The sequence below is a fragment of the Brevundimonas sp. SGAir0440 genome (assembly GCF_005484585.1).
Taxonomy (GTDB): domain Bacteria; phylum Pseudomonadota; class Alphaproteobacteria; order Caulobacterales; family Caulobacteraceae; genus Brevundimonas.
On sequence record NZ_CP039435.1, the window covers coordinates 1,078,821 to 1,091,927 of the forward strand.

At 66.5% G+C, this 13,107-nt stretch carries 12 protein-coding genes; 5 read left to right on the top strand and 7 right to left on the bottom strand.

The features are described from left to right. Nucleotides 1-19: 19 nt before the first annotated feature. The 5 genes from dusA to E7T10_RS05255 form a co-directional block, all read right to left on the bottom strand. On the bottom strand, nt 20-1,051 hold the full coding sequence (gene dusA, locus E7T10_RS05235) for a tRNA dihydrouridine(20/20a) synthase DusA (protein WP_137720993.1): 1,032 nt from the start codon (nt 1,049-1,051) through the stop codon (nt 20-22). A gap of 158 nt (nt 1,052-1,209) precedes the next feature. Further along, complete coding sequence (locus E7T10_RS05240) at nt 1,210-2,088, bottom strand: hypothetical protein (protein ID WP_137720994.1); 879 nt, start codon at nt 2,086-2,088, stop codon at nt 1,210-1,212. A 71-nt stretch (nt 2,089-2,159) separates the two neighbouring features. Then, a complete protein-coding gene (locus tag E7T10_RS05245; protein WP_137720995.1) occupies nt 2,160-3,326 on the bottom strand; it encodes a glutathionylspermidine synthase family protein in 1,167 nt (388 codons plus the stop codon). Between the two features lie 3 nt (nt 3,327-3,329). Next, a complete protein-coding gene (locus E7T10_RS05250; protein ID WP_045811908.1) occupies nt 3,330-4,070 on the bottom strand; it encodes a PspA/IM30 family protein in 741 nt (246 codons plus the stop codon). Between the two features lie 16 nt (nt 4,071-4,086). Continuing rightward, nucleotides 4,087-4,767 (bottom strand): DUF2170 family protein, encoded by a 681-nt coding sequence (locus tag E7T10_RS05255; RefSeq protein ID WP_137720996.1) that lies wholly within the window; start codon nt 4,765-4,767, stop codon nt 4,087-4,089. A gap of 138 nt (nt 4,768-4,905) precedes the next feature. On the opposite strand from E7T10_RS05255, the gene E7T10_RS05260 reads away from it, so the two are divergent. From E7T10_RS05260 to E7T10_RS05280, 5 genes are all read left to right on the top strand, one after another. Continuing rightward, nucleotides 4,906-5,553, top strand: coding sequence for a YjfK family protein (locus E7T10_RS05260; protein WP_066552480.1), 648 nt, complete (start codon nt 4,906-4,908; stop codon nt 5,551-5,553). Nucleotides 5,554-5,579: 26 nt separating this feature from the next. Next, on the top strand, nt 5,580-5,993 hold the full coding sequence (locus tag E7T10_RS05265) for a DUF350 domain-containing protein (RefSeq protein WP_017506364.1): 414 nt from the start codon (nt 5,580-5,582) through the stop codon (nt 5,991-5,993). Nucleotides 5,994-5,998: 5 nt separating this feature from the next. Next, complete coding sequence (locus E7T10_RS05270; RefSeq protein ID WP_210416154.1) at nt 5,999-6,625, top strand: DUF1190 domain-containing protein; 627 nt, start codon at nt 5,999-6,001, stop codon at nt 6,623-6,625. An 80-nt stretch (nt 6,626-6,705) separates the two neighbouring features. After that, nucleotides 6,706-7,677, top strand: a complete 972-nt coding sequence (locus E7T10_RS15835; RefSeq protein ID WP_137720998.1) for a flavin reductase family protein — start codon at nt 6,706-6,708, stop codon at nt 7,675-7,677. A gap of 47 nt (nt 7,678-7,724) precedes the next feature. Further along, a complete protein-coding gene (locus E7T10_RS05280) occupies nt 7,725-8,921 on the top strand; it encodes an acetyl-CoA C-acyltransferase (protein ID WP_137720999.1) in 1,197 nt (398 codons plus the stop codon). 106 nt (nt 8,922-9,027) lie between these two features. Here E7T10_RS05280 and E7T10_RS05285 read toward each other — a convergent pair whose 3' ends face one another. Both E7T10_RS05285 and E7T10_RS05290 read right to left on the bottom strand, forming a co-directional pair. Then, nucleotides 9,028-10,338, bottom strand: a complete 1,311-nt coding sequence (locus E7T10_RS05285; RefSeq protein ID WP_137721000.1) for a DUF5623 domain-containing protein — start codon at nt 10,336-10,338, stop codon at nt 9,028-9,030. Nucleotides 10,339-10,677: 339 nt separating this feature from the next. Beyond that, nucleotides 10,678-13,062 carry an ATP-binding protein gene (locus tag E7T10_RS05290; protein WP_137721001.1) on the bottom strand — a complete coding sequence of 795 codons (2,385 nt, stop codon included), beginning with the start codon at nt 13,060-13,062 and terminating at the stop codon, nt 10,678-10,680. Nucleotides 13,063-13,107 lie beyond the last annotated feature (45 nt).

Consider the following 13,107-nt stretch of genomic DNA (forward strand, 5'->3'; position numbering starts at 1 on the left):
GCCAGCTCTGAAGATTGGGTTACGCCGCCCAGTCTCCGGGCGCCGTGTCGCGCCTCGCCTCGGCCTCACGCACAGCCTCTACCGCTCGGTCCAGCACCTCGAGCCCGGCGCCCGGCTTGATCGCCTCGACCGTCAGAATGCGACGGAACGCCCGCGCGCCTGGCCGGCCGTGCATCAGGCCCAGCATATGCCGCGCCATGGCAGGCAGGGCGACGCCCTCTTCCAGGCGCGCGGCCATATAGGGCCGATAGCGCTCCAGCGCGACGAAGGCGTCGGTGTCCTCGACCGGCTCGCCATACAGGCGACGATCCGCCTGACCCAGAATCGCCGGCTCGTGATAGGCGGCGCGGCCCAGCATGACCCCGTCCAGCTTCACGCCGTCGATCTCGGCCAGATGCGCCTCGGCCGCGTCCATCGACGCGATGCCGCCATTGATCGAGATGTTCAGATGCGGTCGCTCACGCTTCAGCCGGCGCACCAGATCATAGTCCAGCGGCGGCACGTCGCGGTTCTCCTTGGGCGACAACCCCTTCAGCCAGGCCTTGCGCGCATGGACGACGAAGACCTCGATCCCGACGGCGGCGCAGGCGTCCACCGTGGCGAACAGACTGACGACCGGATCCTGATCGTCCACGCCGATGCGGCATTTGACCGTCGCGGGCACGCTGACGGCCCCCTTGATCGCCGCCATACAGTCGGCCACCAACTCGGGCTCGCGCATCAGGCAGGCGCCGAACCGACCCGACTGCACCCGGTCCGACGGGCAGCCGACGTTCAGATTGATCTCGTCATAGCCGAACGCCTCTCCGACCTTGGCGGCCTCGGCCAACTGCGCCGGGTCCGATCCGCCCAGCTGCAAGGCCACCGGATGCTCCAGCGCATCGAACCCCAGCAGCCGCTCACGATCCCCATGCAACACCGCCGGCGCCGTCACCATCTCGGTATAAAGCAGCGCCTTGGTCGTCAACGCCCTGTGGAACGCCCGGCAATGCCGATCGGTCCAGTCCATCATCGGGGCGATGGACAACGTGCGGGAGACGTTCAACGACATGGATACGGTTTGACCGGCGATGCAGGGCGACTGCGGCTGCCCATACGCGATTTCGGCCCCTGCGTGAAATCAGCGAGGTCCCTCGTGTGAAAAGCGGGACGCCAATTCGGCCGGATAGGCGCCCCGCCCCGGATCGCGCGGGATGTCCTCGCCTAGGCCTAGCGACGGACGCGCAGTTCCAGTTCGCCGATGCGGCGGCTCAGATAGGCCGTGTCCTCGGAGGAGGGGCTGGTGCGGGTGTAGGCGGCGTCCAGGCGGGCGAGGTCGCCGGCCTCGACGCGGATGTCGGCGGCCTCGGTGCGGCTGACGGCGCCCGAGCGTTCGGCGGCGGTCAGGGCGGTTTCCAGGTTCGCCAGACGGGTGCGGGCGGGCAGGTTGGCGGGCGGCGTCTGTCCGGCCGGGCCGTCGCCGACGCGCAGATCCAGAGCGTCCAGACGCGCGTCCAGATCGGCGCGCTCGCTGGCGCTGATGGAGCCGTCGGCGCTGTAGCGGCTCTCGAGCTGGATCAGGGCCTGATAGTCCGACTTCAGGCGTGTCGCCTCGGTGCGGGTGATGCGGCGCGCGGTCACGGCGGCGTTGACCCGGGTCTCGAAGTCCGCACGGCCTTGGGCGACGGTGTCCATGTCGGCATAGCCCGAGGCGCCGGCTTCCAGCGTCTGGGTCAGGGCGGTGTAGCGGGCGTTCAGATCGGCGCGCTCCTGGGCCGAGATGCCGCCGACGGCATATTGGTTCTCCAGATCGACCAGGGCCGAATAGTCGGCGCGCAGCCGGGTCGCCGCCGAGGCGGAGACGCTTCCGGCGCGCACGCTGGCGTCCACGCGGGTCGAGAACTGGCTTTGGCCGTCACGTAGCGGACGGCCGCCGCGCAGCCAGGCCTGATCCATGGCCGACAGACCCAGACGATCGCCGAACAGGGCGCCCACGACCGCACCCAGCCGATCCTGGGTCGTCGAAGGATATTGCGTCTGAGCGACGGCCGCGCCGCCCGCGAGGGTCAGGGCGGTGGTGGCGATCAGGGCGAGGCGGGCGTTGCGCATGGGGAGGCTTCTTGTCGGTTGATGTCAGCCGACAAAACGGCGGTCGTCCGGCTTGGTTGCCTGCCGGCGTCTCAGTCGCGGATGAAGTGCGGCACGAAGCGCGAGGTGTTCCGGGTGATGCGGCCCGTATCCTCGCGCAGGCTGATGCCTGCCGGCTCCGTTCCCACCACCCACGACCCGACGATCACGTGGTTGCCGTCGAACAGGGGCGGGTCGCACAACGCCTGGCGGATGTGACGCCCTGCGCCATAGCCGCCGTCCACCACCTCTGCGGCGCTGACGCCCTGGTCGATCAGTTCGACGTTGTCGCCCTCGCGCGAGAACAACGGTTTGCGCACATAGGACGAGCCCAGCGCCGCCTCGGCCGGATCGCCCTCGAAATAGCTCTCCAGCAGATTGGGGTGGCCCGCGTGTCGCTCCCACAACAGCGGCAGTATGGCCTTGTTGGACAGGATGCTCTTCCACGCCGGCTCCAGCACGGTCACGTCCGCCGTCGGCAGGGGCGCGGCGTAGTCGTCGCGCAGCATCTGCTCCCACGGATAGAGCTTGAACATCGCCTGGATGATCCAGTTCTCGTGGTCCACGAACCGGCCGTCGGCGTTCAGCCCGATCTGGTCGATGGCGACGAACTGGGGCTCCAACCCGGCCTGCTGGGCCAGGTCTTCCAGGAAGCGCACCGTCTGGCGGTCCTCGACGAAATCGGCGTCGGAGGCGAAATGCACGAAGCCGCCGTTCGGGAAGATGACGCGGAAGCGATCGACCAGCTTTTCATGCAGGCTGTTGAACTGATCCGCATCGGCGGGCAGGGCGCCGGCCTTGATCTGGTCCTCCAGCCACAGCCACTGGAACACCGCCGTCTCATAGATGCTGGTCGGGGTGTCGGCGTTGTATTCATACAGCTTGGCCGGACCTGTCCCATCAAAGGCGAAGTCGAACCGGCCATAGAGGGACGGGTCGCCCCGCTTCCAGCTGTCGGCCACATAGTCCCGCATGGTCTCGGGAATATCGAGCTGCTCCATCAGCCGCTCGGACTGAACGGCCTCGTTGACCAACTCCAGGCACAGGCCGTGCAGTTCCTCGGTCGGCGCCTCGATCCCATCCTCGATCTCGGCCAGCGAAAAGGCATAGGCCGCCGTCTCGTCCCAATAGGGTTTGCCGTCGGTATGGCGCCAGGTGAAGCCGAGTTCCTCGGCCTTGGCGTCCCAGTCGGTGCGGGGATCGAAGCGCAGACGCTCCATGGATCAGGCCGGGTCCTTGTCGGGCGTCGATTGGCCGATGCGCGGCGTGACCACGGTCACCTCCGGCTGGCTGAGGCGGGCCAGGACGTCGTCGGCCGAGGAGTGACCGGGCAGGATGCCGGCCTCGCGCAGCTTGGCGTCCAGGTCCGCGCCGGTGCGGCGATCCTCCAGCGCCTGGCTGGCGTTCAGCTTCTCTTCCTGGATCGCTTGGCGCTGCTTGATGCGTTGCAGGCTGTCCGCCGCCGAGCCGATGCGCGACTGGGCGCCGGCCGAGTTCAGGGCGACCGACGTCTGGGCCTTCTGGACGGAATCGTTGACCTTGACGATGTCGATCTCGCGACGAAGCGTCTCGATCTTCTGATCGGTCGAGGCGATGGCGGTGCGCAGGCGCGTCTCGGCCGTCTTCATGTCCTCGATCAGCGGACCGCGGCTGGTGATTTCGACCTCCAGCTCGGCGATACGGCCGGCGACTTCGCGCGCCAGATCGGTCTTGCCCTGACCCAGGGCGGTGCGGGCCGAGCTTTCGTACTTGGCGATCTGGTCCCTGAACGATGCAAGTTCGTTTTCGGCCATGCGGCGGCGCGCCACCAGGCCGGCCAGGTCATCGCGGGCCTTGCCTTGGGCGTTGTCGGCGTCGCGGATTTCCTGGTCGAGGATTTTCAGCGCATTGGCGTCGACGACGCCCTGGGCCGCATCGTGGGCCGTGCCGCGGAACAGGGCGGACAGTTTTCTGAGCATGGACATGGTCGGTCTTCCGGGATCAGGCGGCGTCGGCGCCGAAGGTTTCACGCAGTTCGGTGGCGTCGATCGCATTCTCGGCCAGGGTGCGCAGTTCGATCAGGATGGTCTGAAGCGTCGTCTTGCAAGAGAGTTCGCCCATCAGCTCATACACGTCTTCGCCACCGACGTTGGTGATGGCGAAGTTGGACAGGGGCACCACGCGCTGGGCCTTCAGCAGGAACTCGTTGAAGGCGTGGCGGTCCTTCTGCTCCGACACCGGCCACAGCAGGACCGAGCAGACGATCTGGGCGCCGCCGACGCTCAGATAGACCGGCAGGTCGCCGTATTCGTGCATGGTCGCCAGCAGCACCGGCTCGGCGCCCTCGACCACGCGCAGGGTCATTTCGCCGTCACGCAGCAGGGTTGAGCCGTCCAGCGCCGCCTTGATGGCGGGCACGGTCCAGGGGGTCTCGATCACGGCGTCCATTTGATGGTCGTCTCCAGGGGTGATGGAATCGGAAGTGGGGCGGCGCGGGCGCCCCGCAAGCTGCGGCCCGCGTGTTGAATCGGTGACGATGGCGCGAACGGCCGCCTTGACGTCGTCGCGGGCGGCGGCCGGCACCCAAAGCTCCAGCTTGACCAAGCCGGCCTCACGACGCGCCTGTCGCCACGCACGGATGCGGTCGTTGGCGGTGGAAGAGGGCGATCCGTCGTTCGGCATATCGTTACATGAAACGCGTAACATGAACGCTTGACTTGACGCAAGATCGGACGGAATGTCGCGCCATGAACCGCCTCATTCGGTCGCATCGCTTCTGTTCGCTCGCCGTCGGCGCGCATCGGGCCTAGATAGTCGCCCATGTTCAAGAAGCTTTTCGGATCGTCGGAGAAGGTCGCGCCTGCCAATCGACTGGCGACGGTGCGCAACATCACCGTGGGCCGCACCGTGTCGCTGGACCCGCTGGCCTGGCGCAGGCTGGGCGACGAGACCCAGTTCGCTTTGGATCGCGACGTGCTGGACATCTCGGCCCAGGGGTTGGTCAGCCTGGACAGTGGCCAGTTCGTCCATCGCTTCTACACCGACGACCACGTCATGCTTCAGGCCATGAGCGACGATGAGGCGGGCCTGGAATCCTACGACTTCAGCCTGTTTGTGCCCTGGACTTCGGCCTATCCGCCGGGCGAGCGCGAACGCCGCATCTGGCGCGACCGGCTGTCGGCGCCGGTCTTTCACGGCGCGGCCGAAGAACTGCCCGACTATCCCCGCTTCTGGTTCGCCGAGAGCGACGCCATCCAGCCGCCCGTCACCCTGTGGGAGACGATCTGGGACGACCGCGCCGCGACCGCGCCCTATGCCAAGATCTTCCAGACCTGCATGCTGTACGCGCGCGAGCTGGGCGGCGGGCGCGAACTGATGCTGGCGCTTGAGCAGCAGCCCGAGGGCGGCGACACCACGCACGAAATCATGATCGGCATTCCGCTGGAAATGGCCGAGTTCCGCGCCTGAGCGCGCAATCCGAGGGGGCAAGACCGATGTTCGACTGGTTCATTTTTCAGCAGGGGGCCATCGCCTTCCTGATCGCCTTCGCCATGGCGGGCGCCTTCACCCTGGCCTTTAAACTGATCTACCAGTGGGTCACGCCCTATCACGAACATACGCTGATCCGTGAGGGGAACACGGCCGCCGCCATTGCGCTCGGGGGCGCCCTGATCGGCTATGTGCTGCCTCTGGCCTCGGCCCTGTCGCACACCGTCAGCCTGATGGAGTTCGCAGCCTGGGCGCTATTGGCCGGCGTGATCCAGATCGTCGTCTTCGTCGCCATCAGCCGCATGGCCTTCCGCAATCTGGTCGTCCGCATTGAGGCGGGCGAGATCGCCGCGGCCGTTTATCTGGCCTCCATCTCCATCTGCGTCGGCCTGCTCAACGCCGCCTGCATGACGTCGTGACCGCCATGACCGATCCCAAAGACCTGCCCCAGAACCTGGCCAAGACCGACACCATGCGCCGGCTGAAGCGCTCGCGCGTCCTTCACGTCAGCAGCCTGATGGCGACCGCCAGCTTCTCGCTGGCCGCCTGCGGCTCGCCCCAGCGCGTGCCGGCGCCCGAGCCCGAGCCGACCCTGGCCTATCAGTCGCTGGACGAATGCAAGGCCGCCAACGACATTCCCGACAATGAATGCGACGCCGCCCTGGCCAAGGCCCAGCAGGAGGCCGCCAAGACCGCGCCGCGCTACGCCACCCGCGAGGAGTGCGAGGGCCAGTGGGGACCCTCGCAGTGCCAACCGAACACCAACGGCGGCTCCTTCTTCAGCCCGCTGCTGACCGGCTTCATCGTCGGCCAGCTGCTGAACGGCGGCGGCTATCGCGGCGGGGGACCGCTGTATCGCGACCGCGAGGGACGGCTGTCGAACGGCTATGGCAGCGGCTACGCCTACCGCGACTATCGCACCGGCAAGACCCTGACGAATGCCCGCGAGCACGGCGACGTGGCCCGTCAGGCCCCGACGCGGGTGCAGAGCCGCACCACCGTCGTCTCGCGCGGCGGCTTTGGCGGCGGCGGCCGAGGTTACGGCGGCTGATACAGTTCTGGCGCCGGGCGCCGGTCTTCCCCTAATAGGGATCGCCTCACGCTTCACGACAGACTGGACCGCCCCGCCTCATGACCGCATCGCCGCCCCCGCACGGAGGCCTGGACGTCGAAAGCTGGGGCGACCCCGAGGATCCGATCGTCCTGCTGATCGGCGCGCCCGAGCGTCTGTCCGGCGACTGGCGCCGGTCGGTGCGCGCGTTGGTCGAGGCCGGCCGGCATGTCATGCTGACCGCCGACTTCGACGAGGCGGACGACAGCTCCGCCGCCTTGCGCCGACTGCTGACCGAGCTTCCCTCTCGCCCGGCCATCGTCTGTTCCGAAACGACGCTGCCAACCGTCATCCCTGCGCTTGCAGTCACCGGCCCGGCCCTGGCCAGCTGTCTGGTGGTCATCGTCGAAGGGCAGGGGGCCGTCTCGCCCGAGGCTGAGGCGCAGTTGGCCGGCGTTCCGATCCAGACGATCGCGCGCGCCGAGGCGCCGGACGCGGTGGAGGCCGAGAACGCCGCCCTCCTGGGCTTCCTCGAACGCCACGCCCCGCGCGACGCCCTATATTATCAGGCCGGCTCGGACCCCCGCACCCTGCGCGACGCCCTGGGCTGTTTCGCCACCGGGGTCACGGTGGTCACGACCCTCGACGAGGCCGGACAGCCCGTCGGCCTGACCGCCAACTCCTTCTCCTCGGTGTCGCTGGACCCGCCGCTGATCCTGTTCTGCCTGGCCCGTTCGTCCACCAACGTCGACCGCTTCCGCCGGGCCGAACATTTTGCCATCAACGTCCTGCATATCGGCCAGCAGCCCACTTCCGGCGTCTTCGCCCGGTCCCAGGCCGACCGGTTCCACGACGTGGCGTGGGAGACGTGGGACACCGGCGCGCCCATCCTGTCGGGCGCCCTGGCCAGTTTCGAATGCGGAACCGAACAGATCGTCGAGGCCGGCGATCACCTGGTCATCATCGGCCGGGTCAGGCGCGCCCGGTTCGAGCCGCGTCGCGATCCGCTGCTCTATTTCCGGGGCAAGTATCGGCGGCTGCACTTTTCCTGACCGGCCGGGATCGCTATCTCTCGCCCGAAATAGAGGAAGCCGTCCCCATGTCCGCGACCCCATCCGCCGATCCCGTCGTCATCGTCTCCTACGCCCGCACCCCGATGGGCGGTTTCCAGGGCGCGCTGTCCGACGCCAAGTCCACCGACCTGGGCGCCGTCGCGGTGAAGGCGGCGCTGGACCGCGCGGGCCTGGATCCGCAAAAGGTCGAGCAGATCATCATGGGCTGCGTCCTGCCTGCGGGCCTGGGCCAGGCGCCGGCGCGTCAGGCGGGCATGGGCGCGGGCCTGCCCACCTCCACCGAGGCGACCACCATCAACAAGATGTGCGGTTCGGGCATGCAGGCGGCCATGATGGCGCACGATGCCCTGGCCGCTGGTTCGGCCGATGTGATCGTGGCGGGCGGCATGGAGTCGATGACCAACGCCCCGTATCTGATGCACAAGCACCGGGGCGGCGCGCGCATCGGCCACGACGTCATCTCCGACAGCATGTATCTGGACGGGCTGGAGGACGCCTACACCCCCGGCAAGCTGATGGGCCAGTTCGCCGAGGACACGGCCAAGGCCTATCAGTTCACCCGCGAGCAGCAGGACGCCTACGCCATCGAGAGCGCCGGCCGGGCCAAGCGCGCCCAGGAAACGGGCGCTTTCGACGCCGAGATCGCCTCGGTCGAGGTCAAGACCCGCAAGGGCCCCGTCACCGTCGACCGTGACGAACAGCCGACCCGGTCCGACCCGTCCAAGATCCCCAATCTGAAGCCCGCCTTCGGCAAGGACGGCACCATCACCGCGGCCTCCGCCGCCTCGATCTCGGACGGCGCCGCCGCCCTGGTCATGATGCGCCAATCGACGGCCGAGGCGCTGGGTCTGACGCCGATCGCCCGCGTCGTCAGCCAGGCCGCCCACGCCCACGAACCGCACCTGTTCACCACCGCTCCGGTCTTCGCCCTGCAGAAGGCGTTGAAGAAGGCGGGCTGGAGCGCTGACGACGTGGATCTGTGGGAGGTCAACGAGGCCTTCGCCATCGTGCCGATGATCGCCATGCAGGAACTCGGCATCCCCCACGACAAGATCAACGTCAATGGCGGCGCCTGCGCCCTGGGCCACCCGCTTGGGGCTTCAGGAGCACGCGTCTTGACCACTCTCCTGTCCGCCCTCAAAGCCCACGGCAAGACCCGCGGCATGGCCGCCCTCTGCATCGGCGGCGGCGAAGCGACGGCGATGGGCGTGGAGTTGGTTTAGGTTTTCGCTGTTGGTTTGGCGAAGCTTCGAGAACCAAGCTTAAAAACACAGAGATCTAAAGCAGGGCCGTAAGCCAGCGCCAAAAACTGGCGCTGGCGAACAAAGCTTATGCAATCTTGAGCGTTGTCTTCGTGAGCAGGGAAATCGAAGCATCGATGCGTCGCAGTTCCCGACGAAGAGGCACCGAGTCCAGATAGGCTTTTTGAAGTTTCTCTCTCAACTCGCCGAGCAGTTTGGCGACGTCTTGCGGCGAAGCCACCCGATGGGCCAAGGGGTCTTCATCGTCCAAGTCATGATAGTAGACATCAAAGAAGTCTATGTTGGCGAACTCGGAGTCAGCCACCTCCCGATCCATCCAGTCTTCAAGCGTTGAGCGAAGGGCATTCATGCGACGATATACGCCGTATGGCCGGTGGCTCGACCAGATGACTGCCTTGATCATCCGGCCGGCTTCTATGTGGCCCTCAAGGTTCAATGCTCCTTTTGGACGACGACGTGTCGAACCAAGACTGTAGTTCAGCGGCACTGATGTGGCGCTGTCTGTTGGATAGACTGTGCCCCTGCAACGTGCTCGCCTAACATCCTGTGGCGTTGTGGCCATGGGGCTGGTGAAGGTCGCCCAAGACGACTCGGATTCACCGGCCCAATCAGCTGCCATGAGGGGGGGCGGCATGGCATTGATCTTTGCGATGAGGCTTGCGAGATCGAAGTCGGTAGCGCTGGTCGCAACGTAGAGGTCGCATTTGTACGGGCTGTACATGCCAGACCAGCCAGTTTTCTCCACAAGCCAGCCGTGCTCAACTGCCCAGTCTGCGCGTTCGGCCTCGTTGGGCACGCCTTTGTAAGGTTCATCGACGAGAATGAACTGACCCGTGACCGCATCGAACCAGTTTGTGGCGTGATCCTTGCCCGGCAGCTTGTTGCGTGCCGAGCCGCCCGGATAAGCCTTGCTGTGATCTCTTGAGGGGCGAAGACCGGTGTGCTCCATGAAGCGAATGGAGCGCTCCGCCGTCGATAGTCGCTCTCGGGCATATATTTGGGTCGGTGCCACAGCGTCGCAAACGAAATGGTCGTCGGCGACCATCCTTAGATTTCCAAAACCACGCACTCGCTTAAGATCGGTTTTACTGCAGATATCAAGGATGGGCTGCGAAAGGGACACACGCAGCGTTTCTCGACCGACACGATAGCCTTCGTCCTTGTTGCACCAGTAGAGGGTCAAAAGCACATAAGGCTGCGCGGATGTACCTTTGCGCAGAGGTAAGACGCTCTGAGCATTACGGAAGTTGGTGCAGTTTGCGGCTTGAGCCGCGATGTCTAGGGCATTGGAATGCTTGAGGCCTCGTTCCTTTCGGAGCTGCACCGCAAGACGTTTCACGCCATTGAGCGTCGTTGGACGCACGTCACCAATCAACATAGCCATTCTCCTGGCCTGGATAGCAAGCGTCACTCGCCGACCGCTTTCCCAGACCGAATGTCTGTCGAAAGGTTCAATATGGGAAACAAGGGTAGTGCTGCCAGCAGCTTAGGAACGGCGAGTGCCATGCTCCTACCAAAGAGCTCGACGAGCCTATTCTAAAATCAGGCTTGTTTCAAGTCCGCTCTACACTGATGGCCAGTTCTAAAACCTACCTTCTGATGTCGCAACGAGTCAGCGGAGGCTGCATCAGCGCTCGCGGGCCTGCGGAATGAGTTCATCTTTTAGGCCTGTCGGCTTCCCTTCATCGTATGCGGCAGCCGAAGTTATCGGAAAACCCTAAGCCGCGAACGCCGCCCGGATCGGCTGCACCGTTTGATCCGGTCGTTTGACCGGCAGGTCGAAACTGACCACCGTGCCGACACCTGGCTGGCTTTCCATGCTCAGCTGGCCGCCGTGCATCTCGATCAGGGACTTGGTCAGGGCCAGGCCCAGGCCGGTGCCCTGGGTGGTCTTGGAATGCTGGCCCTCGACCTGTTCGAACGGGCGGGCCAGGCGCACTAGGTCTTCGGGCGCGATGCCGATGCCGGTGTCGGCGCAGGCGACGCGGACGCGGTCCTCGCCCTCGGCCCCGACGAAGGGTTTCAGCGACACGACGATGGAGCCGCCCTCGGGCGTGAACTTCACGGCGTTGGAGATCAGGTTCAGCATCACCTGTTTGACGCCGCGCTGATCGGCCTCGATGTCGGGCAGGTCGCCGGCCTCGACCGCGATCTTCAGGCCCGCTTCCTGCACCTTGCCGCGCATCAGCCGCACCGCGTCCTCGCACACCTCGCGCAAGGACACCGGCTCATAGTGCAGGGTCATCTTGCCGGCCTCGATCTTGGCCATGTCCAAGACGTCATTGATCAGGCTGAGCAGATGCTGGCCGGACTTCAGGATGTCACCGGCGTAGCCCTTGTATTTCTCGTTCAGCGGCCCGAACAGCTCGCTGGCCATGATCTCCGAGAAGCCGTTGATGGCGTTCAACGGCGTGCGCAGTTCGTGGCTCATATTGGCCAGGAACTCGGACTTGGCCTGGTTGGCGGCCTCGGCGCGGGTCATGGCGACCTCGTATTTACGCGCCAGCAGCGACAGCTTCTCTTGGCTGGATTCCAGCTGATCGACGGTGGCCCGCAGATCGTCGGCGGCGCGGCGGCGCTCGGCCTCCTGGCGTTTGATGGCGGTGATGTCGGCGGCGGTGACGACCGAGCCGCCCTCGGAGGTGAACCGCTCCGACAGTTGCAGCCAGCGCCCGTCATTCAGCTCGACTTCGCGCAGGCCCGCACGACCGCTGGCCGGACGATGCTCGGCCTTGATGGCCAGGCCGGCGATCCGGTTCAGCTCGTCCTTCATCGCGCCGCGCCGCACCACCCCGTGGTCGAAGTTGAAGGCGTCCTCGAACGCCTGGTTCCACAGGATTAGACGCCCCTGACGATCGAACAGCACAAAGGCCTCGGAGATGCTCTCCACCCCGTCGCGCAGCCGGCTTTCGGCGGCCTGGGCGGCGGCGCGGGCGCGGCGGGCCTCGGTGATGTCCAACGCCACGCCCAGGATGGCGGAAAAGCCCGTGTCGCCGCGCTCGCCGCGCGCCTGGCCGCGCGCGTCGATCCAGCGCGCCCGCCCATCCGGTCCCGCCACCGGAAAGGTGATCTCAAAGGCGCCATAGGCCGCCGCCTGGCGCAGGGCGTGGCGGAAATCTTCCTGAAAGCGCGGATGGACGCGGCTGATCACATCCTCGGCGTCGGTCACTCCGCCGCGCGAAAAGCCCAGCAGGGCGGCCATATAGTCCGACAGCGACACCTCGCCCTTGGCCAAATCCCACTCCCACACCCCGCACCGCGCAGCTTCGACGGCGATGCGGAACCGCTTTTCGGTCGCCACCCGTTCGCGATGCTGGCGCGTCTGGCGCAGGCCGTACAGGACGAACAGAACCACGACCCCGACCCCCAGCAGCAGCGGCGCGAGCACCACCCAGGCGTCGTCGAAGACCGAGGCGGTCGTCCCTTGCGAGATCGCGACCACATAGGGGCCGCCCGCGACGGTTCGAGCGGCGGCGGCGAGGCCGGCCTGGCCGCCCAGCGTCACGGCGCGCGGTTCGGCCTGGTCGACCAGGGCGGAAGGATCGACGCCGATCAGAGTGCGGATGGGTTGGCCGATCTCGGCGGCGCGCGTGGAGGCCAGCACCACGCCGCCGGACGACACGATCCGCGTCTCGCCGCCTTCCGGCAGGACAGGGGCGATCCGCGCGTCCAGTCTCAGGCCGTCGACATTGGTCTGGCCGGCGACGACCGATCCTTCGCCCTTGGCGGCCTGCACCGTCTCGCCGGGACCGACCAGGGTGAAGGCGACCTGGGGCGCAACTGCCTGGGCGGCCTCGACGACCTCTATGGGGGCACTTTTGGCGGCGATGGCGGTGCTGCCGGCGGCGAGGCCCGCTTCGGCCGACTGGATCAACGCTGCTGTCTGGCTGGCGACCAGTTCAGCGTTCAGCTTGAGGTTTTCGGCTTCCAGGCGGCTGATTTCGCGGGTCGGCCGGCTGAACTCGCGCGACGCCATCAAGGCGTAGGCGGCCGCGATCAGCGCCAGGACAAGGACGGTGATCCGCAACCAGGCGGGCGCGCCGGCGGCGCGGTCGGAGGCGCGACGCCCCGACCGATTTTCCCGCCGCTCCTCGTCCCGCAAGCCCCGACCCTCCGACAAACACTTCGTCGTGGGAATCTAGGCTGC

Bases quoted from the DNA above. Each gene is read 5' to 3' on its own strand.
- E7T10_RS05250 (WP_045811908.1), bottom strand. From the start codon at position 4,070: ATGTCCATGCTCAGAAAACTGTCCGCCCTGTTCCGCGGCACGGCCCAC.
- E7T10_RS05265 (WP_017506364.1), top strand. From the start codon at position 5,580: ATGTTCGACTGGTTCATTTTTCAGCAGGGGGCCATCGCCTTCCTGATC.
- E7T10_RS05260 (WP_066552480.1), top strand. From the start codon at position 4,906: ATGTTCAAGAAGCTTTTCGGATCGTCGGAGAAGGTCGCGCCTGCCAAT.
- E7T10_RS05245 (WP_137720995.1), bottom strand. From the start codon at position 3,326: ATGGAGCGTCTGCGCTTCGATCCCCGCACCGACTGGGACGCCAAGGCC.
- E7T10_RS05280 (WP_137720999.1), top strand. From the start codon at position 7,725: ATGTCCGCGACCCCATCCGCCGATCCCGTCGTCATCGTCTCCTACGCC.
- dusA (WP_137720993.1), bottom strand. From the start codon at position 1,051: ATGTCGTTGAACGTCTCCCGCACGTTGTCCATCGCCCCGATGATGGAC.
- E7T10_RS05285 (WP_137721000.1), bottom strand. From the start codon at position 10,338: ATGTTGATTGGTGACGTGCGTCCAACGACGCTCAATGGCGTGAAACGT.
- E7T10_RS15835 (WP_137720998.1), top strand. From the start codon at position 6,706: ATGACCGCATCGCCGCCCCCGCACGGAGGCCTGGACGTCGAAAGCTGG.
- E7T10_RS05240 (WP_137720994.1), bottom strand. From the start codon at position 2,088: ATGCGCAACGCCCGCCTCGCCCTGATCGCCACCACCGCCCTGACCCTC.
- E7T10_RS05255 (WP_137720996.1), bottom strand. From the start codon at position 4,767: ATGCCGAACGACGGATCGCCCTCTTCCACCGCCAACGACCGCATCCGT.
- E7T10_RS05270 (WP_210416154.1), top strand. From the start codon at position 5,999: ATGACCGATCCCAAAGACCTGCCCCAGAACCTGGCCAAGACCGACACC.